This is a genomic window from Frankia sp. BMG5.60, from assembly GCF_059428125.1.
Genome location: NZ_CM182091.1, coordinates 3,133,190 through 3,156,236 on the forward strand (window position 1 = coordinate 3,133,190; position 23,047 = coordinate 3,156,236).

At 73.4% G+C, this 23,047-nt stretch carries 23 protein-coding genes; 10 read left to right on the forward strand and 13 right to left on the reverse strand.

All coding sequences use genetic code 11. The annotated features are described in order from the left end of the window. Positions 1 to 15: 15 nt before the first annotated feature. The gene (locus AC5R91_RS12520) at positions 16 to 219 is read right to left on the reverse strand and encodes a hypothetical protein (protein WP_495397321.1); all 204 of its coding nucleotides are present in this window, start codon (positions 217 to 219) and stop codon (positions 16 to 18) included. 218 nt (positions 220 to 437) lie between these two features. Between AC5R91_RS12520 and AC5R91_RS12525 the strand changes: the two genes are divergently transcribed. From AC5R91_RS12525 to AC5R91_RS12535, 3 genes are all read left to right on the forward strand, one after another. Next, positions 438 to 1,277 (forward strand): class I SAM-dependent methyltransferase, encoded by an 840-nt coding sequence (locus AC5R91_RS12525; protein ID WP_495397322.1) that lies wholly within the window; start codon positions 438 to 440, stop codon positions 1,275 to 1,277. A 7-nt stretch (positions 1,278 to 1,284) separates the two neighbouring features. After that, positions 1,285 to 2,439 (forward strand): phosphotransferase family protein, encoded by a 1,155-nt coding sequence (locus AC5R91_RS12530; RefSeq protein WP_495397323.1) that lies wholly within the window; start codon positions 1,285 to 1,287, stop codon positions 2,437 to 2,439. Positions 2,440 to 2,507: 68 nt separating this feature from the next. After that, positions 2,508 to 2,834 (forward strand): TFIIB-type zinc ribbon-containing protein, encoded by a 327-nt coding sequence (locus AC5R91_RS12535; protein WP_495397324.1) that lies wholly within the window; start codon positions 2,508 to 2,510, stop codon positions 2,832 to 2,834. A 47-nt stretch (positions 2,835 to 2,881) separates the two neighbouring features. Here the strand turns inward: AC5R91_RS12535 and AC5R91_RS12540 are convergent, their stop codons facing one another. Then, complete coding sequence (locus tag AC5R91_RS12540) at positions 2,882 to 3,952, reverse strand: winged helix DNA-binding domain-containing protein (protein WP_495397325.1); 1,071 nt, start codon at positions 3,950 to 3,952, stop codon at positions 2,882 to 2,884. A gap of 66 nt (positions 3,953 to 4,018) precedes the next feature. Between AC5R91_RS12540 and AC5R91_RS12545 the strand changes: the two genes are divergently transcribed. After that, positions 4,019 to 4,459, forward strand: a complete 441-nt coding sequence (locus AC5R91_RS12545; protein ID WP_495397326.1) for a nitroreductase family deazaflavin-dependent oxidoreductase — start codon at positions 4,019 to 4,021, stop codon at positions 4,457 to 4,459. Positions 4,460 to 4,501: 42 nt separating this feature from the next. Here the strand turns inward: AC5R91_RS12545 and AC5R91_RS12550 are convergent, their stop codons facing one another. From AC5R91_RS12550 to AC5R91_RS12560, 3 genes are all read right to left on the reverse strand, one after another. Further along, positions 4,502 to 5,347 (reverse strand): ABC transporter permease, encoded by an 846-nt coding sequence (locus AC5R91_RS12550; protein ID WP_495397327.1) that lies wholly within the window; start codon positions 5,345 to 5,347, stop codon positions 4,502 to 4,504. Positions 5,348 to 5,597: 250 nt separating this feature from the next. Next, complete coding sequence (locus AC5R91_RS12555) at positions 5,598 to 5,879, reverse strand: type II toxin-antitoxin system RelE family toxin (RefSeq protein ID WP_495397328.1); 282 nt, start codon at positions 5,877 to 5,879, stop codon at positions 5,598 to 5,600. Then, a complete protein-coding gene (locus AC5R91_RS12560) occupies positions 5,876 to 6,187 on the reverse strand; it encodes a type II toxin-antitoxin system Phd/YefM family antitoxin (RefSeq protein WP_495397329.1) in 312 nt (103 codons plus the stop codon). Before AC5R91_RS12560 ends, AC5R91_RS12555 begins: the two co-directional genes overlap by 4 nt. 121 nt (positions 6,188 to 6,308) lie before the next feature. Between AC5R91_RS12560 and AC5R91_RS12565 the strand changes: the two genes are divergently transcribed. From AC5R91_RS12565 to AC5R91_RS12590, 6 genes are all read left to right on the forward strand, one after another. After that, complete coding sequence (locus AC5R91_RS12565; RefSeq protein ID WP_052681264.1) at positions 6,309 to 6,686, forward strand: hypothetical protein; 378 nt, start codon at positions 6,309 to 6,311, stop codon at positions 6,684 to 6,686. After that, the gene (locus AC5R91_RS12570; RefSeq protein WP_495397330.1) at positions 6,679 to 7,221 is read left to right on the forward strand and encodes a hypothetical protein; all 543 of its coding nucleotides are present in this window, start codon (positions 6,679 to 6,681) and stop codon (positions 7,219 to 7,221) included. Before AC5R91_RS12565 ends, AC5R91_RS12570 begins: the two co-directional genes overlap by 8 nt. Positions 7,222 to 7,278: 57 nt before the next feature. Then, positions 7,279 to 9,948, forward strand: a complete 2,670-nt coding sequence (gene pepN, locus AC5R91_RS12575) for an aminopeptidase N (protein ID WP_495397331.1) — start codon at positions 7,279 to 7,281, stop codon at positions 9,946 to 9,948. A gap of 146 nt (positions 9,949 to 10,094) precedes the next feature. Next, positions 10,095 to 10,667, forward strand: a complete 573-nt coding sequence (locus AC5R91_RS12580) for a DUF6529 family protein (RefSeq protein ID WP_495397332.1) — start codon at positions 10,095 to 10,097, stop codon at positions 10,665 to 10,667. Positions 10,668 to 10,703: 36 nt separating this feature from the next. Further along, the gene (locus AC5R91_RS12585; RefSeq protein ID WP_495397333.1) at positions 10,704 to 11,216 is read left to right on the forward strand and encodes a Rieske (2Fe-2S) protein; all 513 of its coding nucleotides are present in this window, start codon (positions 10,704 to 10,706) and stop codon (positions 11,214 to 11,216) included. Between the two features lie 57 nt (positions 11,217 to 11,273). Further along, positions 11,274 to 11,885 carry an FHA domain-containing protein gene (locus tag AC5R91_RS12590; RefSeq protein WP_495397334.1) on the forward strand — a complete coding sequence of 204 codons (612 nt, stop codon included), beginning with the start codon at positions 11,274 to 11,276 and terminating at the stop codon, positions 11,883 to 11,885. A 156-nt stretch (positions 11,886 to 12,041) separates the two neighbouring features. Here the strand turns inward: AC5R91_RS12590 and AC5R91_RS12595 are convergent, their stop codons facing one another. The 8 genes from AC5R91_RS12595 to AC5R91_RS12630 form a co-directional block, all read right to left on the reverse strand. Next, positions 12,042 to 14,603, reverse strand: a complete 2,562-nt coding sequence (locus AC5R91_RS12595) for a sensor histidine kinase (RefSeq protein ID WP_495397335.1) — start codon at positions 14,601 to 14,603, stop codon at positions 12,042 to 12,044. Between the two features lie 10 nt (positions 14,604 to 14,613). Beyond that, a complete protein-coding gene (locus AC5R91_RS12600; protein ID WP_495397336.1) occupies positions 14,614 to 15,303 on the reverse strand; it encodes a helix-turn-helix transcriptional regulator in 690 nt (229 codons plus the stop codon). Positions 15,304 to 15,350: 47 nt separating this feature from the next. Continuing rightward, positions 15,351 to 16,487: an MGDG synthase family glycosyltransferase gene (locus AC5R91_RS12605; RefSeq protein ID WP_495397337.1), complete on the reverse strand. Its 1,137-nt coding sequence runs from the start codon at positions 16,485 to 16,487 to the stop codon at positions 15,351 to 15,353. Positions 16,488 to 16,737: 250 nt separating this feature from the next. Beyond that, complete coding sequence (locus tag AC5R91_RS12610) at positions 16,738 to 17,163, reverse strand: hypothetical protein (RefSeq protein ID WP_495397338.1); 426 nt, start codon at positions 17,161 to 17,163, stop codon at positions 16,738 to 16,740. A 478-nt stretch (positions 17,164 to 17,641) separates the two neighbouring features. Beyond that, a complete protein-coding gene (locus tag AC5R91_RS12615) occupies positions 17,642 to 19,654 on the reverse strand; it encodes a 4-amino-4-deoxy-L-arabinose transferase (RefSeq protein WP_495397339.1) in 2,013 nt (670 codons plus the stop codon). Continuing rightward, positions 19,651 to 21,540 carry a glycosyltransferase family 2 protein gene (locus AC5R91_RS12620; protein WP_495397340.1) on the reverse strand — a complete coding sequence of 630 codons (1,890 nt, stop codon included), beginning with the start codon at positions 21,538 to 21,540 and terminating at the stop codon, positions 19,651 to 19,653. The genes AC5R91_RS12615 and AC5R91_RS12620 overlap by 4 nt, the downstream gene beginning before the upstream one ends. A gap of 275 nt (positions 21,541 to 21,815) precedes the next feature. Next, on the reverse strand, positions 21,816 to 22,547 hold the full coding sequence (locus tag AC5R91_RS12625; protein ID WP_495397341.1) for an SCO family protein: 732 nt from the start codon (positions 22,545 to 22,547) through the stop codon (positions 21,816 to 21,818). After that, positions 22,537 to 23,001 (reverse strand): hypothetical protein, encoded by a 465-nt coding sequence (locus AC5R91_RS12630; protein WP_495397342.1) that lies wholly within the window; start codon positions 22,999 to 23,001, stop codon positions 22,537 to 22,539. The genes AC5R91_RS12625 and AC5R91_RS12630 overlap by 11 nt, the downstream gene beginning before the upstream one ends. Between the last annotated feature and the right edge of the window lie 46 nt (positions 23,002 to 23,047).

Sequence of the window (23,047 nt, forward strand, 5' to 3'; positions counted from 1 at the left end):
CCGGCCCGGCGGCGGTCAGTGCTCGGCGGCAAGCTGGGCGAACTGATCGGTCAGGGCCGGCGCCGGGATGACGGAGGCTACCGGGCCGGGGGCGGCGAGCAGGGTGAGCACCCGCAGCGCCGCCTCGACGGAGGCGTCGAGGTAGCCGTCGAGGAAACCGGGCTGCTCGCGGGTGACCGGCGTGCCGTCGCGCCCCACGGGGGTGGGGCGGACCGGCATGGTCCCACCGGCGGCGAACAGACGCCGGCCATCCGCGTTTGTCCCGGTCTCATACGATGACCGATCGAGCGAACTGATCCATCACGACAGCCGCCGATCGGGATGATCCCCGCCCGGCGACCCGGCATCCCGGTCCGACCCGTCCTGACCCGAGCCCGCCCTCCGGCGGTGCGGGTGGAACGCCGAGCCGCGTCCGCCGGGAGAAGGACGAGGCCAGGATGATCGACGGCGACGCCCATGTACGCACCAACCGGGCCCGATGGAACGAGATCTCCGACGACTACCAGCGCCTGAACGCCCCGCAGATCCGCCGGCAGGCGTTCACCGGCGACATCTCCTGGGGGTTGTGGGCGATCCCGGAGTCCAGCCTGGGCGTGCTGGGCGAGGTCGCCGGGCGGGACGTGCTGGAGATGGGGTGCGGCGGCGGGCAGTGGTCGACGGCGCTGGTCCGCCGGGGCGCCCGCGCGGTCGGGCTCGACCTGTCGGAGCGGCAGCTCCTGCACAGCCGCAAGCTCGCCACGGACACCGGGTTGACCTTCCCGCTGGTGCAGGCGAGCGCGGAGTCGGTGCCCTTCGCCGACGAGTCGTTCGACATCGTCTTCGCCGATCACGGCGCGTTCTGCTTCGCCGACCCGCTGCGGGCGATGCCGGAGGCGGCACGGGTGCTGCGCCCCGGTGGCCTGCTGGCCTTCAGCCACGTCAGCCCGATCTACGAGATCACCGTGCGGCCGGGCCGGGACACCCCCGGCACCCGCCTGACCCGGGACTACTTCGCGCTTCGCCTGCTGCCCGAGGCGGACGGCCTGGTCAGCGCGAACCTGCCCTACGGTGCGTGGATCAGGCTGTTCCGGGACTGCGGTCTCGTCATCGAGGACCTGCTGGAGCCGCGCCCGCCGGCGCCGGCCCACGACGGCCGCGGCGGGCAGCAGGTGTACGACGTGGAGGCCGCGGGCGGGTCGACCCGGGAGCGGGCCGAGCAACCTGAGCGGGGCGACGAGGCGTGGGCCCGGCGGTGGCCGTCCGAGTGCATCTGGCGCCTGCGTAAACCCGCCCGCTGAGCCCGAGGTGACCGACCCGGACGCCGCCGAGGCCGCGCTGCTGGCGGGCATGGCGCGGCTCGCCGGCCGGCTGCGCCCGGACCAGGCCGTCGGCCCGCCCGCCGTGGTGTCGCGACGCGACGACCGGCTGATCGTGCGCTGCGGCGAGGTGATTCTCAAGGCGCACGCCGACACCGCCGATCCGGAGCATCTCGCTGCCCGGCTGCGCTTCGCCGCCCGGCCCACCCTTCGCCCCGTGCTGCTCACCCCGCTGGAGCTGGCGTCCGTGCCGGGGACGTACGCGGTCCGGGTCGGCGCGCACCGGGTCAGCGCCTGGCCGGCCGGGGTGAACCTGGGGACGGAGGACGCCGACGACGCTCCCTGGGAGCAGGCCGCGGCGTTGCTGGCCCGGCTGCACCGCGTCCCGGTGAGCCCGGCGGACCTGACCGAGCTGCCGCCGGCCACCGTGCTGCGCCGGCTCACCGACCGGGTGACCCGGTTGCGCCGCCATGCCGGTCACCCGCTGGTCGATCCCGTCCTCGCCGCCTGGGCCACGCTCACCGAGCCCCCGCCGTCCCCGCCGCCGACCGCGCTCGCCTCGCAGCCACCGCCGTCCCCGCCCGCGTCGCCGCCGTCCGCGATCCGGGCCGGGCGGCCCACCACTGTGATCCACGGCGACTGGCACTTCGGGCAGCTCGTCGCCCTGCCCGCGGCCGGCTGGCGGATCATCGACGTGGACGATCTCGGGCTCGGGGATCCGGCCTGGGACCTGGCCCGGCCCGCGGCCTGGTTCGCGACCGGCCTGTTGCCGGTGGAGCTGTGGGCGCGCTTCCTCGACGCCTACACGGCGGGCGGCGGCCCGGCGGTGACAGACCCGGACGATCCCTGGGCGGCGCTCGACCTGCCCGCGCGGGCCCTCACGGTCGAGTACGCCGCCACCGCCGTCGCCGCCCACCTCGACGACCGCCATCTCGACGACCGCCATCTCGGGGACGACCGCCATCTCGGGGACGACGACCGCCACCCCGGTGCGGACGCCCGCGCCGTCGACCGCCTCGACGCCGACCCGGAGACCGGCCTGGAGACCGGGCCGGACGAGGTCGGTCTGGCCTTCGTCGACGCCTGCGCGCGCATCGCGGGGGCGGTCTGCGACGCGTCGCGATCCCGACTGCGCAACGGATGATCTGACGGCGGTCGGTACGCTACCGGCGACGTCGGATGTCTCCCGCATCGAACGGCAGGTTGCGCCCCGTGAGCTACACGCTGCAGTGTCCCAAGTGCCACGCGATGATGCGGACCTACAACCGCAACGGCATCCAGATCGAGCAGTGCGACGGCTGCCGCGGCATCTTCCTGGACTACGGCGAGCTGGAGGCGCTCACCCGGCTCGAGGCGCAGTGGTCCCAGCCCGCGCCTCCCCCGCCGCCCGCGCCGGCGCCGTACGCGCAGCCGGGGCACTATGCACAGCCCGGATACGCCCAGCCCGCGTGGGGCCACGGCGGCCATGGCGGCCACGGCCACGGCCACGGCGGCCATTACAAGCACGGCGGCTTCGCCCGGATGCTGTTCTCCTCCTGAGCGTCTCCGCCTGAGCGCCGACCTTCCCAGCGCCGCCCCGCCTGGGCTCAGCCGGGGCGGGGCGCCAGGAAGCGCCGGACGTCCGCGGCCTCGGCGCGCAGCGCCTCCTCCACCGCCGGCCCCCAGTCCGGCGGGTCGGTGAACGGCGCCAGCTCGACGCGGCCGGCGGGCATCGACCAGGTTCCCGCCGCCCGCCCGTCGACGAGGATCACCGGTCGGAAGATGCCGTTGACCGTGACGGCCCGCCCGGCCGCGCCCAACCAGTCCCGCCCGTCCCAGCCATGCAGGACCGGGTCGAACGGGCCGAGCAGGCGCGGCGCCGGCAGGCCCGGCGCCGGCCCGTCGCCACGCGGCAGGTCGAGCCGGCCGTCGGCGCGCGTCACCAGGTCGGCGGCGACGGCGGCGAGCCCGCGGCGGGCGTCCCGCAGCGGAAGGCCCACCCAGCGGGCCAGGTCGCGCTCATCGGCCGGGCCGTGCCCGGCGAGGTAGCGGCGGGCCAGCTCGGCGAGGGCGGCATCGCGGTCGAACTCCCGCGGCGGCGCGGCGAGCCAGTCGCGGACCAGCACGTAGTTCTGCTCGGTGCCGACGACGGGTCCGCGAACCACGAGGCCGCGCGTCGCGGCGACGATGAGCAGATAGATCATGGCCTGCCCGGCCGTCGGAACCCCGGCCGCCTCGACCCGTTCCCGCAGCTCGCCGCGCGGCAGGGGGCCGTCGTCGGTCAGCGCACGTTCGATCCGTGCCACGCCCCGCTCCGCGGCGTCCGGCGAGACGCCCTCCTGCGCCAGCCGGCGCCGGATCTGCGCGGCCATGGCCGGCGCGGTCAGCTCCCGCAGCCACCAGTGATCCTCGGCCCGCACGAGGTGCAGGGTGCCGCGGTTGAGCCAGGTCACGACAAGCGACCGGTCGTCGGACAGGGCCCGGTCGACGTCGGCGGCATGCAACTCGCGGGTCCGGGACCGGATCGCCAGCCGCAGGCCGCGGGGATCCTGGCCCTGCACGGCGAGCAGGCGTCCGACGACGTCGACGGGGTCCCGCGCCGGCGTCCCCGTCAACCCCTGAGCCGCCAGCCGGGCCGCGGCGAGGTCGCCCCCGTCCGTCGCCTGCGCACCCGTCATCCATCCAGCCTGCCAGCCGGCCTGTTCATCCGGCCGCGCGGTACCCGGTGGTATTGACTGGTAGGCATGCCACTCACCGGAGAGTATGAGCCGAGTCCCGCGCAGCGGGTCCGTGACCAGGTCGAGGAGTACGAAAGCTCCGGCGGTACCCGGGGCACCGTCATGCAGGGCCTGCCCGTCATCGTCCTGACCACCCGCGGGGCGAAGTCCGGCAAGATCCGCAAGACGCCGCTGATGCGGGTCGAGCACGACGGCGCCTATGCGGTGGTCGCCTCCCTCGGCGGCGCGCCCAAGCACCCCGTCTGGTACTTCAACATCCTCGGCGACCCGCACGTCGAGCTCCAGGACGGCCCGGTCCGGCGGGACTACGTCGCCCGCGAGGTCACGGGCGACGAGAAGGCGCAGTGGTGGGAGCGCGCCGTCGCCGCCTTCCCGAACTACGCCGAGTACCAGCGCAAGACCGAGCGTGAGATCCCGCTCTTCGTGCTCGAGCCCACCGCGGACTGACCCGCGCCCGCCGGCCGGCAGCGCACGACGGCTCGCGGCAGCTCACGGCAGCTCACGACGCGGTGCACCTGGCCGGCGGGGCCATCGGGGTAGATACGTGCCCAGCCCGCCCCGCCCCCCGGCCGCGGGCCGCGGGGTCGGTTCCGCCGCCGCCGGCGGGAGCTGCGCCGGCGCGCCGAGCAGGTAGGACAACGACACCGCCGCGATGCTCTGCGCGGTCAGCATGGCGACCAGGATGATCACCTGGAACCGGGCGGCGGCGGCCGGGGAGGCGCCGCCGAGCAGCGCGCCGACGAACGTCCCGGGCAGCGAGACGAGCCCGACGGTCCGGGTCTGGTCGAGCGGCGGGACGAGCGCCTCGGACACGCTCTCGCGGGCGATGTCGGCGACGGCCCGCCGCGGCGTCGCGCCGAGCGCCAGCCACGCCTCCACCTCGTCGCGGCGGCGCCGCAGCCCGTCGGCGAGCCGGCGGCCGGTCAGCGTGCAGGCCGTCATCGTCCCGCCGACCACGCTGCCGGCGAGGGCGACGAGGTTGCGCACGGTCGCCTCCACCGCGCCGGCGGCGAAGACCAGGCCCAGTGCGACCGACGCGCCCAGCAGGCAGGACAGGCCGACCCGGCGGACGACCGCCGGGAAGCCGACCAGGCGGCGCGACGCGGTCCCCACGGCCGCCGCCAGCATGACGGCGAGCACGGCAGCCGCGGCCGGCGGCGCGGCGAACACCCCCCGCAGCGCGAGGCCGATCAACGCGAGCTGGCCCACCGCACGGGCCGACGCGGTCAGCACGTCCCGGCGCCGCGGCACCCGTGCCCAGGTCAGGCAGGCGACCGCCGCGGCGAGCAGCAACGCAAGACCCACGACGAGCCGCAGGTTCGCCTCGACACCCACGCCGGCCCCCTCGCGCTCGTCGCGCCCGGCCCACCGCCGACTGAACCGCCACCGCCGACCGAACCACCGGCGGCAGCCCCAGTTCGGCCCCGATTTCGACCCCCGGCCATCGATTCCTGCCGGGGCGGGACGCCGACGTTACCGCACCGGCCGGCCCGTTTCCGCGTCCCGGGCATCGTCGAAGACGCCCCGGGAAGGCGTCAGGTGTAGGCGGCGCCGCGGCAGGGCGCCGAGCAGCGCGGCGGCTGGTTCAGCGGTGGTAGACATCGCGGCGGTGGTCGATGTCCACGACGGTCGCGATTCTGGCCGCGTCATCGACGCGATAAATGATCCGGTAGGTGCCGCGACGGGCGTTGAACCGATCGTCCAGCGGCGGCATCAGCCTTTTCCCCACGCGGTAGGGCGCCTGCACGAGCGGACCGGTGATGAACGTGTACGCCGCCGCGGCCACCGCCTGGGGGAGGCGTTCGGCGAGCGCGCGGCGAACCGTCGGTGTCGCCCGTAACGCATAGGGCTCGACTTGATCAGTCACGCTGCGCCGAGGCGGCGCCGCATGGTCTCGGCGAGCTCCTGCTCGGAGACGGCCTCGCCGCGAGCAAGCTCGGCGTCGGAGTCCGCGAGCCGGCGCAGCGTGGCCGGGTCGCCGAGGATCGTGAGCGTCTCCTCCAGCCGCTCAAGATCCTCGACGGCGAGCAGGACAGCAGCATCGCCGAGGCCGGGTCGACAGGCGTGGTGCGGTTCCGCGGAACCTCGTGATCGCCGGGGTTGAGGCCGCGCCCGCGTGACGACCTGCCGCGCAAGGTGTCCCGTCTGACAGGTTCGGCGGCAACCTTCTACCATCCGTCGTAGACAGCGGCGCGAACGACCGCGCGGCGGGACGCGCGGCGAACTCGAGCAGGACGCGTGGCGAACTCGGAAGGGGCGGACGGATGCGGGTGGACGGCGGGTCGGGGCGCGGCCGATGATCGACGGACTGGCGGCTGCGTCCATCGCCTGCGCGCTCGTGGCCGGGGTGGCCTGCCTGCTGCAGACCTGGCGAGACCGGGCTGTCGGGGTGGGGCTGCTGGCCGCGGCCGGGGTGGTCGAGGCCGTCCTGCTCGCCCAGGTGATCGCCGCGATCGTCGTCGTGGCCCGGGGTTCGCACGCCGACCAGCCGGTGAACTTCGTGCTGTACCTGATCGCCTCGGTCGTGGCGCTACCCGTGGGCGTGTGGTGGTCCCTGGGTGATCGGTCCCGGTGGGGCAGCGGGGTGCTGGGCATCGCGTGCCTCGCCGTCGCCATCATCGTCGTCCGGCTCGGTCAGGTCTGGGAGAGCACAGGTGGAAGCACAGGTGGATGAGACAAGGCCGGCAGCCCCGGCAGCCCCGACGACCCCCGCGGCCCAGGCAGGCCCCGCGACCAGCCCGGCGGCCGAGGCAGATCCGGCGGGGCGCGGCCGCGGCGGCTCGCGGACGGCGGGTGGGCCGGGGCGGATCCTCGTCACGGTCTACGCGATCTTCGCGGTGGCTGCCTGTTCGCGGTCGGCCGTGCAGATCTCGACCGAGTTCGACCACGCCCGGCTGGCCTACCTGCTCTCGGCGTTCGCGGCGGTGGTCTACGTCGTCGCGACGGTGGCGCTGGCCCGGCCCGGCGCGGCCTGGCATCGGGTCGCCGTCGCCGCCTGCGCGACCGAGCTGGCCGGCGTGCTCGCCGTGGGAACCGCGAGCGTCGTGGACTCGGCGGCGTTCCCCGACCAGGCCGTCTGGTCGAACTACGGCAGCGGCTACCTGTTCATTCCGGTCATCCTGCCCGTTCTCGGCCTGACCTGGCTGCGCGGATCCGCGTCGCGGGCGCGGGCCGCGGGTCGCTCGGCTCAGGAGTCGGCCAACCCCTGACCGGACGTCCGGCGGGATCGCCGTTCCCCCAGCCCGGCCATCTCGTAGGTTCGCGGTATGCACACCCTCACCCGGGACGAGGCCGTGACGCGCGCGAACCTGCTGCGCGTCGACGGCTACGACATCGAGCTGGACCTGACGGCGGCCCGCACGTCGACGAAGTTCGGCTCGACGACCAGGGTGCGCTTCAGCCTGCGCGAACCGGCCGCCGGTACCGCCCCCGACGTCGATCCCGGTACCGACCCCGGCGTCGATCAGAGTGTCGACGCGGCCGGCACGCCGACCTCGAGCCCGGCCGGACCGGCGAATCCGAGCCCGGCCGGGCCGGCGACGTTCGCCGAGCTCAAGCCGGTGACCGCGCACCGCCTGCGGCTCAACGACCGGCTCCTGGATCCGGCGGAGCTCGACGGCAACCGGCTCCCGCTCACCGACCTCGTCCCGTCGAACGAGCTCACGGTGACGGCGACGATGCGCTACTCGAACACGGGTGAGGGGCTGCACCGGTTCACCGATCCCGAGGACGGCGAGGTGTACCTGTACGCCCAGACATTCCTCGACGACGCCCAGCGGATGTTCGCCTGCTTCGACCAGCCCGATCTCAAGGCGCCGGTGCGGCTGACGGTCCTGGCGCCCCCCGACTGGGTGGTGCGGGCCAACGGGGCGGGCCGGCAGACCGCCCCGGGCCGCTGGGAGTTCACCGAGACCCCGCCGCTGGCCACCTACTTCGTGACGGTGGTCGCCGGGCCGTACCACGTCATCGAGGACAGCCACGACGGCATCCCGCTCGGCCTGGTCTGCCGCCGCTCGCTCGCGCCCTACCTGGACGCCGACGCGGCGGAGATCTTCGACGTCACCCGGGCGTGCCTCGACCGCTACCACGAGCTGTTCGCCGACCGCTACCCGTTCGGCACCTACGACCAGGCGTTCGTGCCCGAGTTCAACGCCGGGGCGATGGAGAACCCTGGCTGCGTGACGTTCCGCGACGAGTTCGTCTACCGCTCGGCGGTGACCGACACCGAACGCGAGCTGCGCGCCGTCGTGATCGCCCACGAGATGGCGCACATGTGGTTCGGCGATCTGGTCACCATGCGCTGGTGGGACGACCTGTGGCTGAACGAGTCGTTCGCCGAGTACATGGGCTACCGGGTGACCGCCGAGGCGACCCGGTTCACCGAGGCGTGGACCAGCTTCGCCGTCGGCCGCAAGGGCTGGGGCTACGCCGCCGACCAGCGGCCCTCGACCCATCCGGTCGCACCGGCCGACGTCGACGACACCGCGCTCGCGCTGCTGAACTTCGACGGGATCTCCTACGCCAAGGGCGCCTCCGTGCTGCGCCAGCTCGTCGCCTGGGTGGGTGACGAGGCGTTCCTGACGGGGCTGCGCGCCTACTTCACCCGCAACGCCTACGGCAACGCCGCCCTGGCCGACCTGCTGGCCGCGCTGACCGAGGCCAGCGGGCGCGACCTCGCCACCTGGGCGGAGCTGTGGCTGCGCCGCGAACAGGTCAACACGCTGCGCCCGCAGGTGACCGTCGACGCCCAGGGCCGCTACCAGCAGGTCACGGTCGTCCAGACGGCGCCGGCGGCGTATCCGACGCTGCGCCCGCACCGCCTCGGCATCGGCGTCTACGGCCCCGCGGACGCCGCCAACTCCGCGAACGCCGCGGCGCCGATCGAGTTGCTGCGCCGGGTCGAGGTCGACGTGGACCCGGCCGCGGTGGACGGGCGGACCGTGGTCGCCGCGCTGGCCGGTACCGAGGCGGGCCGGCTGCTGCTCGTCAACGACGGCGACCTGACCTACGCGAAGGTGCGGTTCACGCCGCAGGATCTGGCGGCGTTGCCGGCGGTGCTGCCCCGGATGGCCGATCCGCTGGCCCGCGCGGTGATCTGGGCGGCGGCGGCCGACGCGACCCGCGACGCGCAGTGGCCCGCGGCCGACTACCTGGCGCTGGCCGCCGCCGCGCTGCCGGCGGAGACCCAGCTCGCCGTCTTCGAGGACGCCCTGCGCTTCGCCCGCACCACCGCCCTCACCCGCTACCTCGCCCCGTCCGCCCGGCCGGCCGCGGCCGCGCGGCTGCACGCCGCCTGCCTGCGTGTGCTGGCCGACGCCGCCCCCGGCAGCGGCCGTCAGCTCTCGGCGGCCCGTGGCGCCATCGGGTGCAGCGGACCGGACGAGGTCGACGGGCTCGCCGCCTGGCTCGCCGGGCAGGACGTGCCCGCCGGCCTGCTCATCGACCCGGAGCTGCGCTGGACGCTGCTGCACCGGCTGGTCGTGCTCGGCCGGGCCGGCGAGGCGGAGATCGCCGCGGAGGGCCGGCGCGACCGCAGCGCCCGAGCCGCCGAACACGCCGCGCGGGCCCGCGCCGCCATCGCGGACACCACGGCGAAGGCCCGCGCCTGGGAGATGATCGTGGCCGACGATCTGGCGTCCGCGCGGCTCATCGGGGCGACCGCCGAGGGCTTCTGGCAGCCCGAACAGGACGACCTCACCGCCGCGTACATCCCCCGCTACTTCGAGCAGATGCCCGCGATGAGCGCCCGGCGGACCCCGCACGCCGCCCGCCAGATCGCCACCTTCGCCTACCCGCAGTACGCCGTGTCCGCCGGGACGCTGCGCGACGCGGACGCCCTGCTCGACCGGGGCAGCCTCGACCCGGTGCTGCGCCGCGTCATCGTCGACGCGACCGACGAGCTGCGCCGCGCCGTGCGCGCCCGTTCCCGCCCCTGACCCGGCCGGGGCGGCGCGGGTCAAGCCGATAAGCGGACCCAAAAGGTCCGCAACAAATGTGTCATCCCGCCGACGATCGCCCGCGCGAACCGAAACTTTCCGGCATAGTTGCCGCAGAAACGATCGTTTCGGGGGATGGGGGCGGTATGGCAGTCGGCGCACAGGCGCCCAGTAGACCTACCGGCCGGGGCGTGACGACTGCCGGCGTTCTTCTGCTCGGCGCCGCAGTCGCCGTGTCGATGGGTGTCTACGCGAAAGTTCACGACCCCGCGGGCCGGCCCGTGTTCACTCTCGGCTTTTCCGGAATGCTGCCGATGAAGGCGTGGCTGACGACTGCGGCCACCCTGCTGCTGATCGTCCAGCTCATCACGGCGCTGTGGATGTGGGGCCGGCTGCCCGGCGCGGGTCCGGCCCCCGCCTGGGCCAGTGGGCTGCACCGATGGAGCGGCACGGCCGCGTTCGTCCTGACCCTGCCGGTCGCCTTCCACTGCATCTGGGCACTCGGTTTCGCCGACACCGACGCCCGCGTTCTGATACACAGCGTCGTCGGCTGCCTGTTCTACGGCGCCTACGCGGCGAAAATGCTCGGCCTGCGGGTGCGCGGGATGCCCGGCTGGGCGCTGCCGGTGCTGGGTTCCACGGTCCTTGCGTCACTCGTCGTGCTCTGGCTGAGCGCCTCGCTGTGGTTCTTCACCCAGTCCGGAATTCCCCATGTCTGAGCCGACGCTTCCGGGCCCGCTATCGAGGAAGAGACGATGACCCAGGAAGCGCTCAGCCGACGGACCGTCGTTCCCGGAATCGCGGTGACCGTCGCCGCCGGGGCGGTTGGTTACGTCGTGGCAGACCACAGCGACGCGGCGAAGTCGTCGTCCGGCCGGTCCGGCGACCACGGCCGGACGTCGGCCGCCGCCGGCGGCTCCGCCGGTTCGGGGAGCTCCGACGACTCCGGCGGCGCGGGCTCGGCCGGTTCGGGGAGCAAGGCCGCGGCGCTGGCCCGGGTCGGTGATGTGCCGGCGGACGGCGGCCTCATCCTCGATGGCGCCGGCATCGTCCTGACCAGGGATGCCGCCGGTGAGGTCCAGGGCTTCTCGAACGTCTGCACCCACCAGGGCTGCACGGTGAACGCGGTGTCGAAAGGCCGGATCCGCTGTCCCTGCCATGGCAGCGCGTTCGACACCCGCACCGGCCAACCCGTCGCCGGCCCCGCCAAGGCCCCCCTGCCCCCCGTCGCGGTGACCGTCCGCGGCGACGAGATCTTCCCCGCCTGACCGGCCCCAGCCGACCCCAGCCACGCCACCGGCTGGGCCGCTTCGAGAGGACCAGCAGTGGACCCGACAGGGCTGCGGATCATCACCCCAGCCGGCGAGACCGTCCTGACGCCCGACCGCGAGCACGTCGTCGGCCGCGGCCGGGACTGCGACGTCGTCCTCGCCGACGGCCGGGTCTCCCGCCGCCACCTGCGCCTGGAGCCCGGCGACGCAGGCTGGCTCGCCCGCGATGTCAGCTCCAACGGCATCTGGGTCGACGGCGCCCGCAGGGCTAGCGTCCCGCTCACCGGCACCGAGGTCCGGTTGCATCTCGGCGCCGCAAACGGCCCACTCGTCGTCCTGATCTCCCCGCCCCCGGCGCTCCGCCCGGTCGCCCCACCCGCCGACCCGGACATCGTCGACCAGGAGACGCTCCTCGCCGGCCAGGGCACCTGCCAACCCGCACCCGCTCCCCTTCCTCACCCCGCAGGGCCACCGCCGGGAGCACCGGCAGCGGGCCGTCCCCCGATGTCCGGCCAGTCGCCAGTGCCCGAACAGCCGAGATCTGCGGACGGGGCAGCCGGGACGGCCGGACGGCGACCAATCGCGCGCTGGCTGCACGCTCTACCAACCCTCGTCTGGCTCGCCGCAGCCGGCTTCGCCCTCGGCGCGCTTCTGGCACTCAGCTAAAGTCGCGATCCCTCCAGAGATGATCCTTAATCAATCAGAACGGTGTGGTGCGCTCGGGACGGTCTAGTCTCCCGAGACCGTGCAGATTGCACCGCAGCGCGCTGTGCATAGCGACCGATGACGATGCGGACCCGCCCTCGGAAAGGTCGTGATCTGTCAGGTCGAAACCGCCGATCTCGGCTTGACGGCGCTCGAGGGGGGCATGTCCCGGTCTGCGGCCTCGGCCCGGGACTGCCGCAGGGCTAACCGATCCGCAGGATGGCGGTACGCCTCCGACCGGGGCGAGTACACCCTTACCTGAAACAGGAGCGCATCGCGGTCGACGTCCACGGTGCCATCCAGGTCGATGTCGGCGTCGCCGTCTGGGCCGAACTCGACGGCTGCGCCGCGCGCCAACGCCCGCGCCAAGCTGGCTGCCACGCCGTTGGGGTCGCGGCGCGTCCGCACGATCCCGGCGATGAGGTATCCAGGGTCCGCCTCGTCTCCAGCAGCCCTGGTATCGCGGCCGACGTGCAGCGTGACCGCACTCACCGGCTCGCCGGTAAGCAGCTCCCGCAGTAGCCGTCGCACCGCAGGTACCACCGGCGACTGCGAGGACACGCCGCTGACGGCGATCGACACCCCGAACTCCAGGGCACGGTCGATGAGCGACCCGAAGTCGGCACCACCACCGAGAGGCTTACCGGGCGGATCGGCCCCGGCGGTCCCACCTCGGCCGGGGTCGTCCGAGGCGGCGTCGTCCTGGACGAACAGGTACGGGGATGCCAGTCGCAGCCGGGTCTGCCGGTCCAGGCATTCCGCCCGGGAGCGCAGATCGTCCTCAAGCGCGGCCCGTTCATCCGTCACCTCGTGCAGGAACGGCAGGACGCGTCGGCGTACGTGGCTGGTCCAGAAGCCCTCGGCCTGGCGTTCGGCCGCCAACTGGTGTTCGTACCGGACAAGGAGGCGGTCCCGGGTGGCGACGGCGGCCGCAGCACGGGTGAGGTCCGCCAGCACCCGTCGGTGCGCCCAACCGAACAAGGTGGCAACGAGCACCACCACCGCCGGGCCCATGGCCACAGCGAATGGCGTGCGCTGGGGAAACCCGACCGCGAGCAGGACCACCGCCAGCGAGGCGGCCGAGAGCCCGGCTGTCTGCCGCCACCCGCGCAGGAAAGCCGTCGTGGCGACGAAGGCGATGCCGCCTCCGGCGGCCCAGTACGCATACCCGTCGCGCACGCCGGGACGCGCGAGCGCAAGCCCTCCGAAGAGCAGGCCCAGATGGAACGCCGAGAGCACCCACCACGTCCGGTCGGGAAAACGCAGCCGTGCCATCGCTCGCGCGCAGGCCCCGGCGATCGCGAGCTGGCAGCAGAACACCACAGCCGACAGCGCCGGCGCGCGGGAGGCAGGCGACTGCCACACCGCCGTTCCCCCGATGACCAGAAAGAAGGAGACGTAGTAGGTGGTCAGGGCGGACCACGAGGAATCCGGCATGACCCGGGAGACCCACCGAGAGCGCCACGCGTCCTCCTCCGGGGGCGCACCGGCGAGTTCAGGAGCGGCCGGCCGACGCCACTCCAGGCATACCGTGGTGCCCCGACCCGGGGCGGACGTGACCGTGGCCCGGCCGCCGGCGAGGGCCATGACGTCGACGATGCTTCCCGAGATTCCCTGCCGACCGGGCGACGGGTCCGAGGGGTCGAAGCCCACGCCGTCATCAATGATGGCGACCCGCAGCCCGTCGGCGTCGACAAACCCGGTCACCGACGCGTTATTCGCCCTGGCGTGCCGTTGTACGTTCCGCAACGCCTCGGCCGCAGCGTGGACCAGTGTGTCCGTAAGGTTCCGCGGCAGGTCGGGCGCCGGGTCTCGGGAGAACTCGATGGTCACGGGTGTGCCGGGGAGCTCACGGCGAGCGATCTGCTCCAGCTCGGCCAGCAACTGCGGCGCCGTCATGGTCGGGGCCGGGAGGTTCTCATAATTCGTCCGCGAAGGCGCCGCCCGGGCGAACAGATCCATGGCCTCCCGACAACGATCGACCGCGTCGGGGAACGATACGAGCCGGCCTGCGAGGCGGACCGCCCGCAGGGCGTCCAGGACGGAGTTGTGGATGTAGGCGGCCCAGCGGCGGTCCTGCAACGCGCGGTGCTGTCGCGCGAGCGCTTCGGCCAGCCGGCCCTGGAGTTCACGCTCGGTGACGTCGGCTGCCAGGGACCGCCGGCGTAGCAGCCTGCTCGCGGCGTCCACCACGACGGTGACGGCCACCGAGTAGGCGGAATTCTCGACGGCGACGACCGGCGCGACCCACACCATCCTCGCCGCGAGGACGGCCATCAGGCCGAAGGCGACACTGCGCCGCAGCCCCGGGCCGAACAGCAGCCAGGACGCCACGGACGGGTACACCAGGGAGTACCCGCCGTTGACCATCAGGTCCGCGGCGCGGGCCGGCAGTGGTAGCGTCCACAGTCCGACGACGGCCAGGGCCGCCGGCACGAACAGCGTTGTGACGACCCGCGGCTGCGGGGGCCCGCCGAGGCAGGACAGGGCCAGGAGCAGGTGGGTCGGCAGCAGGACGGCACCGGCCACGGCCAGCTGCCCCGACCCTCCGCCGGAGATCCCGACGGTGAGCCACCACTGCCCCTGGTAGACCAGGCAGAAGGCGGCCAGCACGCGGGCCAGGAACAATTCGGCGCCCTGCGCATGTGCCCGGAACCGGAAGTCCGGCTCTGTTGGCATGCCCATGATGCTAGTCAGGGTCCGTGAACCAGTCCGGCGGCACGTAGCCGTCCGTCAGCCCCCGCGCGAGCAAGTCGGAGCGGGTGCCGGCGGCCCGCCCCATCTCCTCGTACTTCGCTTTGATGTCACGCAGGTGGGATCGCACTGTCGTGGGGGCCATACCCAGCCGCTGGGCGATCTGCCGATCGGTGGCGCCGGTGGCATGCCAGCGCAGCACCGCCTGCTGGCGAGGCGCGAGGCGGGGAGCCAGTCCTGCGTCCTGCATGACCTGACTCATGAGCGGGGACAGGTAGCCGGGATCGCTGCTGGCCACGGCGCGCACGGCGTCGAACAACGCCTCCTCGTCGTCCCCTTTGCCCACCAGTGCGTCCGCCCCGGCGCTGAGCGCCTCCCGCAGCATCGCCGGACGCAGCTCCTGGGTGTAGACGACAATCGAGTACCCGGCGTCCTTGAGCTGGCAAACGTTCTCGCCGACCGCCGTGCCGTCCTTGAGCTCCAGGTCCAGCAGCACGACCTGACCTCGTCCGCAGGCCGGGCCCTCGTTGGCGAGAAAGGTCCGCACATCCTTGGCGAACGTTCCGGCCCGGAGGCCGGGAACCTCGGCCAGCACCGTCAACAGGCCACGTCCCATCAACGGCTGATCCTCGACCACGCCGACCCACGGCACGTCGGCACCGACGCTCTCCCCTGCCACGTCCACCGCTTCTCCTTTCCCTGCCACCCGTCGCCGGCCCGCCAGCGATGCGCCTACCTCGCGGCCCCCGACGACATGCCCAGCGACATCAGGAGGTCGACGGGGAAGCCGCTGGCGCCGCTCGCGTCCAGGCGCGTCTGTGCCTCGATCATCGCGCGCCGGGCGGGGCCGTCGGTGAGCAGGGCGAGGGTCTTGGCACATGCGTCAGCAGAGTCGGCACCTACCAGCGCCGCGCCCCGCTCGGCGGCGTAGGCCGCGTTCCCCTCCTCCTGCCCGGGCAGGCTGTGGACGATGACCAGCGGCACCCGCGCGGCGCACGCCTCGTGGATGGCCGCCGCGCCCGCCTTGCTCACGAGGACGTCGGCCGCCCGCAGCAACATCGGCACGTCGGCGACGTGCCCCAACACGCGCACGTCCTGGCGCCAGGCCGCTGCCCGCAGCCGCGACCGCAGCCGCCGGTTCTTCCCGGTGACGACGACGATCGTCAGCGGCGTGCCGACCGCGTCCAGCCGGTGCACGATCTCGGCCATCGGCCCCAGCCCGTCCGCGCCACCCATCAGCAGCACCACCGGCCGTCGCGCCGCGGGGTCCGACGGTCGGGTGGACGCATCGCGGCGGAAGCCCGGCCGCACGAGGTAGGGCACCCGATGGACCACCTGGCTCGGGACGCCGGCGCGAAAGGCCAGGGACTCGGCCTCCCGCGTCGGCACCAGGCAGGCGTCGACGCGGGGGTCGAACCAGATGGGCGACATCGTCACCAGGTCGGTGATCACCGTCGCGAAGGGGCTGCGTCCGCCGGCGTGCCGATCCAGCGCGGTCAACACCGGCGCGTTCAACGCGGGATGAAGCGACACGAAGACGCAGCCCGGGTACGCCGTCGCCAGCCTCCGTAAACCGCGGCGGGCGGCCCACCCCAGCACCGCGTTCGCCACCCTGACCCGGCGCGCGCCCGCCACCGACGCGTACCAGACGCGCCAGAGCGGCGGATGATGCACCGCTGCGGCGTGCAGTCGCAACAGGGGCCGGACCAGGAACGACGACCAGTCCGCGACGACGTCGACGCGCTCGACCTCGGCCCCGGCATCGGTGAGCAGCTGCGCCAGAGCCTCCATCGCGCTGACGTGCCCACCACCGGAGGTGGTGTATAGCAGGACCAGACGAGGCCGCACCCCGTGCGGAGGTGGCGTCATCCCGCCGGAATCGTTCGCTTCGCCTGTGACGCTCGCGCCCACAGGCGGCCGACTCGCCCTTGCCACGTCTCCCCCTCGTCCCCGTTCACCTACACGACGTCATGCGCACAACGACGATCCGTGTGCCACTGACCGGCGTCCGCCGCGGCGGCCCTGCACGACCGTTCCACCTGCTCACCCCGACCGTGTAACCGACGGGCCGCGGGACGGTGCCCCTCCCGCCCCCCGGATGGGAGGGGCATTGCATCGACTACCTGATCGTTTGCTGCACGGCGGCGATCTCCGCACCGTTGGACAACAATGTGTAACGCAGGGTGCCCGGCCGCAGGTACCCGTTCAGCGTCCACTTCCACGCCCCGACCGATCCGCAGCCGCTCTGCAGACTGGACAGGTAGGACAGGTAGGTGTTGCCCCCGTTGTCCTTGAACTCCGCCCGCACCCGCGTGCTGCACAGCCAGCCCGTCCATGCCACTGGTGAGGAGTAACCAGCCCCGATGGTGCGCACGTACGTACCCGAACCCTGGGTATCCCCGCAGAACTGGGCGTACCGCCCGATGCCATAGCCCGTGCAGGAGAACGCCGAGGCACTCGCCGGTTGAGCGATGCCGAGTACGAGACCGGCCACGGCCACGGTCACGGACAGCAAAGCCCGCACCGCGATTCTCGATTTGTTCACACTGGTCTCCAGACTGCGCCTGCGCCGGCGCCGATTCCGTTTGTCGCAGCTCCCACCCCCGGTAGCCGCCTGCAGGCACAGTCTTCGCGTGCACGGCCGGCACCAGAAGTCGTCAGAAATGAGCAGTGACTACTCAGGCATAGCGGTAGTCGCTACGGGGACCGCTCGCGATGAGCCGGAGCAGCGTCGCATCGACGACCAACCCTCGCCTGAGGCGATGCCGGCGGCCGAAACCCACCGTCAGCACCCCGCAGGTGTGATCTGCCGGCGTTGCGATCCCGCCAGGGATGATCAGCGACCCCGTAGTAAAGGTGCAGGTCAAGGGTAGGGCGGGGCGGGTCAGAAAAAGAGATCTTGCAACGGTCCGACAGTAGTGCAACTGCGCAGGTCAGAGGCATGATCCGCGCTTTGTTGACCTCGTTCACGGAACGCCGCGAGCACCTCGGCGGGCGGGTGGACCTCGCTTCGGACGATCTCCTCACCCGCCGCCAGGAGAGGGGACGTCATCTCGGTGTCGGAGAGGATCGCCGGAGTCTCGTGCAGGCCCTCCCGCTCCTCCACCGACATGATCGCCGCCGCCGGCGGCGGGAACGTAGCCATAGTCGGAACCATGGCCACCCGCTCCGGCGGGCGGGGACAGCCGCTCGGACGCGTCGGGGCCGCAGCGGTCGGGCGGGATGTCGAGGCGGCAGCCGGGGGGGAGAACCCGGCGGATCTCGATCTCGCCGTTGCCGAAGGACTTGATGACCACGGAGTGGTGCAGGGCCTCGGCGACGATCGGGACCTCGGCGAGCACCGAGTCCGGGGGCTTGCCCATCATCAGGTAGTCGACGTCCTTCCAGCCGTGCGGGAAGTGGCCGCGGACCTGCGGGTCGAGGTCGAGCTTGTAGAACCACACCGGCAGCGGATGGCGGCCGTGGATGGTCAGGTCGGTCCAGGCGATGTCGTCGGTGATGACCGTGCCGTTGTCGTGGATGTGGGTGAGGAACCAGCGGGTGGCGTCCCGGCTGGGGGCGCTCGCGTCCAGGGTCAGCGCCGTGTGGATCTTCGGTGTCCAGTCCCAGGCCAGCGTCACCACCGCGCCGACCACGGCCACGGCCACCGCGCCTCGGCGCAGTCCCGTCCACGCGGCCGTCAACCATCTCGGCACACCCCGCGCTTCACCGCCGCGTTCCCGGGCCGCGCCACCGCTGCCGTCCGGGTCGCCCTTGCGTTCGGCGTCGGCGTCGGCGTCGTGGTCGGCGTCGTGGTCGGCGTCGTGGTCGGCGTCGTGGTCGGCGTCGTGGTCGGCGTCGCGGTCGGCGTCGCGGTCGCCATGGTCAAGGCCAACAGTCATCCGCGACGGGGTGCGGGGTAGCGCTACGTCGAGCAGGCCGGCGGCGCAGAGGGCCGCGAAGGGCAGCATCGCGGTGACGTACGGGTTGGGCAGGTAGCCGTTGCGGAAGATGAAGCCGAACTGCATCAACAGCAGCGCCGAGACCACCCGCAGCCGGCGCAGCGCGAGCAGCGGCACGGCCGCGGCGATGCCCGCCAGCACCAGGTACGGGTCGAGGTCGAACCAGGAGCGGACGACGTTGTAGGTGTCGCTGCCGGTGTCGAGCACGCTGCCGCTCGGCGCCCGGTCGAACAGCTGCCAGCGCACCGCCCACTCCAGCGAGACGTGGCCCGGCCCTTCGAACAGCTCGTTCTTCGCCGCCGCGTACAGGATGTAGATGCCGCAGATCCCGAGCAGGCAGCCGAGGAAGTTGCGTCGCACGAACCGCCAGTTCCGCGGATCCCGGTGCTGCCAGAGCAGCACGTACAGCCCGGGCAGGAACAGCAGTGTCGTCTCCTTCGACCAGAAGGAGAACGCCATGAACGTCCCGGCGAGCGCCGCCGCGGCCACGCTGCGCCGCGGGGACGCCGCGCAGACGAAGGCCGCCAGCAGCCACATCACGGCGATGTTGTCCAGGAACGCCATCCGCTGGTACCACAGCGCGAGCGGCGACAGCGAGAACACCAGCAGCGCGAGGCCGGCGAAGAACCGGCGCAGGCCCAGCAGCCGGCCAAGCCGGTACAGCAGCACGCAGCTCACCAGGTGCAGCAGGAACATCAGCTCGCGGGCGGCGGTGACGGCCGTCGCCGCCCGGTGGAAGCCGTCGGTCAGCTTGGTGTAGATCGCGATGAGCAGCCAGCCGCCGAACGGATGGTCGTACCAGTAGGTGTAGTGGGCGATGCGGTTCCAGTACTGCATCGAGTAGGCCTGGGCGGCGTAGGTGCCCTCGTCATCGGTGACCCGGCCCGGCCAGCCGTCGAAGTTGACCCCGTGCACCACCGCCACGACCGGCAGGAGAACCGCGAGCAGGACGAGGCTGTGCCGGTGGGCCCGCGCGAGGGATGCCACCCGGGCGCCCACCTGCCGGGCCCGGTCGGCGGCCCAGGCGGCGGGCCGCGGCGCCACCGGCCGCCCCACGGTCTCGTCGAGAGCGTCGAAGACGTCGGGAACGGTCATGATGCCGCCTCCAATCCGAAGCGACCCGCGCCGGAGCCGGCGCCGTGATGGGCGCCGGAATGCGATGTCTTCTCCCACTCCAGCCGGCCGCGCACCAACCGCACGGTCGCCCGCACCGCGGCAATCGACAGCACGAGCTGGTAGAACGGCGCGCTGAGGATGAGCCGGACGCTGTCCCACCGGCCGACGGCGAGATCGTAGGCGTCGGTGAACTCCCGGAACGCCGCCTGTTCCGAGAAGACGGACATGACGGAGGCGGCCAGCGGCAACCAGAAGACGATGACGAGGCCCGTCGGCGCCGCGAGAAACAGTGTGAGGACTCCCGAGACGGGTAGCAGCACCCCGGCCATCGCCTGGAAGAACGGCATGGCCAGCATCTCCGCCGCCATCATCCGTTGGCGGCCCCCCGGCAGCAGGCGCCAGTCCCCCTTGAACAGGACCTGCATGAACCCCATCATCCAGCGGGTGCGCTGGACGACGAGCTTCGTCAGGCTCTCCGGCGTCTCCTCCCTGGTCGTCAGATCCGGGTGGTAGAAGACCGTCGTGCGGATGCCCGCCACCGAGGCCCGCACGCCCAGGTCACAGTCCTCGGTGAGGCAGGCGACATCCCAGCCGCCGAGCCGCTCCAGCACGGACCGGCGGATGAACACGGTGTTCCCGCCGAGGGGGATGAAGCGCGCCCGCGCCTGGAAACGCAGGCGGGACATGAACCAGATGTAGTACTCCAGGCAGTTGCGGGCCCGCCACCAGGAGGTCCCGGTGTTCCACCGGCGCAGCGCGGCACGCAACGGGCCGACGCCGGCGGGCCGCGGCTCCCGGGCCTCCCGGGCCGGACCGCGTACGTTCATGAGCTGGACGCCGCCCTGGAAGATGCCGACGTCGGCCTGGCGCAGCGCGAGGGTGTTGACGTAGGTGAGCAGGCCGCCGGCGATGAGCGACTCGGCGTCGACGATGCCGACGATGTCCCCGGTGCAGTGCCGGCGGGCGTCCTCCAGGGACAGCGGCTTGCTGCGCTGGCTGCCCTGCGGCGCGATGACGTGGACGTTGGGATGGCGGGCGGCGATCTGCTCGGCGATGCGCCGGGTCGGCCGGTCGACCTCGTCGTGGGAGACCATCACGACCAGTTCCAGCAGGTCGGCCGGGTAGTCACCGGCGAGGATCTGGGTCAGGGTCCGGCCGAGGATCGGCTCGTCGCGGGCGGGGATGATCAGCGAGAACCGGTGACGCGGCGCCTGGACGTCGGCGAGGTCGACGTGGTGCACCCGCTCGGGTAGCTGCCAACTGTACTGGCCGCGCACCAGGGTGAGGATGGCGACGAGCAGCATCAACAGCGACACCCCCGTCCACGCGGCGAGCAGCACCGCGTGGTGATGCTGCGCCGCGCGGACCGCCAGCGCCGCGGCGAGCGGCGCGGCGGCCAGGACGGACATCGCGCGACGGCGGTTGCGCGCCGCGGGCACGGACGGCTCGCGACGGGACAGCAGCAGCGTGCCGCCCACCGCTGCCGCCGCCCCCAGCGTCGCGGCGAGCCAGCCGGGCAGGTCGGGGCCGTCGACCGAGGCGACCCGCAGGTCCGGGGAACCGGCGACCGTGAACACGTACCAGCCGGCGGACTCGCAGGCGAGCTGGACGATCCGCGGCAGCCGGGCGCCGCGATGATCGACCCACCCGGCGGCGCGGACGACGGCGAGGCCCCCGCCGCTACCAACCGGCCGCGGCCAAGCCGCGGCCGGGCGGCGGGGGCCGGCGCGTCCGAACGTGCGGGGCGCGAGGACGGCGAACGCGGTGGGAACCAGGTAGGCCAGGCCGTCCTCGACGGCCAACGGGCCGGCGAGCAGGGCGGCGAGCGCCACGTGCAGCGCGATCCCCCAGGCCGCCGTCGCCAACCGCCGGCGACGTGCGGACGCCCGCGGGTCTCGGTGGTTGTGTGCCGGTGGGTGTCGGGGCGGGCCGGACGGAACCGCGCGGGGCCGCGGTGCTTCGAAGTCGGATGCCACTGGAGTACCTGCCTGACGGGAAGGGGACGCGGCGGCGTCGCGCCGGGACGCCGGAGCGGCGGGGTGCCGGACTGGCGGGGTGCCGGACTGGCGGGTCGCAACGGCGGGATGCCGCCGGGGCGGCACGCGATCCGGGGTTGCGCGCCGTGGATGCTGGGGTCGGATCAGAGGGCGGCGACGAGCCTCGGCAGGTCGGCGACGTACTCGGCGACCGTCGTGTCGGCGAAGTAGCGCACGCGGACGCGGTCGTCCGGACCGATCCCGAGAACCTGCGAGGCGTGGCTGACCAGGTACGCCCGGCCGTCCTCACTAGCGCCGGCACCCGCACCGGCGCGGGCGCGGGCGGCCGGGTCGGAGAGGGCGACCGGCACGCCGACCGCCTGCTGCGCCGCGTCGATCTGCGCCGGGGTGCCGGTCAGACCGACGAACCCGGCGTCGAACTGGGCGAGCCAGCGGCGCAGCACCGCCGGGGTGTCCCGCTCCGGGTCGGTCGTGACGAAGACGACCGTCACCTTCGCCGCGATCACGGGCCCGGCGACCTGCCGGGCCGCCGCAAGGTCCGCCATCGTCGTCGGGCACACGTCGGGGCAGTGCGTGTACCCGAAGAACAGCAGCGTGGCGCGGCCGGCGGTGGCGCGGGCGAAGTCGTAGCGGCGCCCGGCGGTGTCGGTCAGGACGAACGACGGCCGGGGCACGGTGACCCCGGGCACGGTGCCGTGCCAGCCGCCGCCGGCCGTGGCCGCCGCACCGGAACCGGATGGCGGCCCATCGGCCATCGCCGCGGACGCACCGCCCGCGGAACCGGCGCCGCCGCAGCCGCCGAGTGCGCCGATCCCGAGGACGGCGACCAGCGCCACCAGCCCCCGCCGCCCTACCGAACCTTCGTCAGGGCGCACAGAGCACCGTGCCCCGTGCGGCCGCGGGCGCCGCGCCGGCGAGCCGCCGGGTGTCCTGACCGGCGACCCGGACGGAGCCGATTCCCTGTTCTCGCAGGTAGGCGCAGTCGAGGCGCCGGCCGGGCGGCGGGGTGACCGGCACGCAGATCCGCCGGCTGGTGTCGGCCGTGACGTAGTTGTAATCGCAGCCGTCCAAGCCGACCGGGACCGGAGAGGGGCTGCCGTTGCCTCGGGGCACGACCCGGCCGGACAGCGCGGCGGCCGGCGCGACCGCGGCGACGATGTCCTGACCGGCGGAGTCATGACCGGCCGAGTCATGACCGGCGGAGTCATGACCGGCCGAGTCATGGCCGGGGGGGCGGGGACGGCCGGAGCCGCCGCCGGGCCACCCGCCATGGCCGATCACCCCGGCGGCGCCGTTGACCAGCGCCACCGCGAGGACGATCGTCACCATCGCCCGTCGCCGCCCGCCGGCCGCGGGAACGGGTGGAACGCGTGGG

Excerpts from the sequence above, each read along its gene's own strand:
- AC5R91_RS12545 (WP_495397326.1), top strand. The coding sequence starts at position 4,019 with ATGCCACTCACCGGAGAGTATGAGCCGAGTCCCGCGCAGCGGGTCCGT.
- AC5R91_RS12615 (WP_495397339.1), bottom strand. The coding sequence starts at position 19,654 with ATGACCGTTCCCGACGTCTTCGACGCTCTCGACGAGACCGTGGGGCGG.
- AC5R91_RS12595 (WP_495397335.1), bottom strand. The coding sequence starts at position 14,603 with ATGCCAACAGAGCCGGACTTCCGGTTCCGGGCACATGCGCAGGGCGCC.
- AC5R91_RS12605 (WP_495397337.1), bottom strand. The coding sequence starts at position 16,487 with ATGACGCCACCTCCGCACGGGGTGCGGCCTCGTCTGGTCCTGCTATAC.
- AC5R91_RS12540 (WP_495397325.1), bottom strand. The coding sequence starts at position 3,952 with ATGACGGGTGCGCAGGCGACGGACGGGGGCGACCTCGCCGCGGCCCGG.
- AC5R91_RS12525 (WP_495397322.1), top strand. The coding sequence starts at position 438 with ATGATCGACGGCGACGCCCATGTACGCACCAACCGGGCCCGATGGAAC.
- AC5R91_RS12560 (WP_495397329.1), bottom strand. The coding sequence starts at position 6,187 with ATGGTAGAAGGTTGCCGCCGAACCTGTCAGACGGGACACCTTGCGCGG.
- AC5R91_RS12580 (WP_495397332.1), top strand. The coding sequence starts at position 10,095 with ATGGCAGTCGGCGCACAGGCGCCCAGTAGACCTACCGGCCGGGGCGTG.
- AC5R91_RS12520 (WP_495397321.1), bottom strand. The coding sequence starts at position 219 with ATGCCGGTCCGCCCCACCCCCGTGGGGCGCGACGGCACGCCGGTCACC.
- AC5R91_RS12630 (WP_495397342.1), bottom strand. The coding sequence starts at position 23,001 with ATGGTGACGATCGTCCTCGCGGTGGCGCTGGTCAACGGCGCCGCCGGG.
- AC5R91_RS12585 (WP_495397333.1), top strand. The coding sequence starts at position 10,704 with ATGACCCAGGAAGCGCTCAGCCGACGGACCGTCGTTCCCGGAATCGCG.
- pepN (WP_495397331.1), top strand. The coding sequence starts at position 7,279 with ATGCACACCCTCACCCGGGACGAGGCCGTGACGCGCGCGAACCTGCTG.
- AC5R91_RS12565 (WP_052681264.1), top strand. The coding sequence starts at position 6,309 with ATGATCGACGGACTGGCGGCTGCGTCCATCGCCTGCGCGCTCGTGGCC.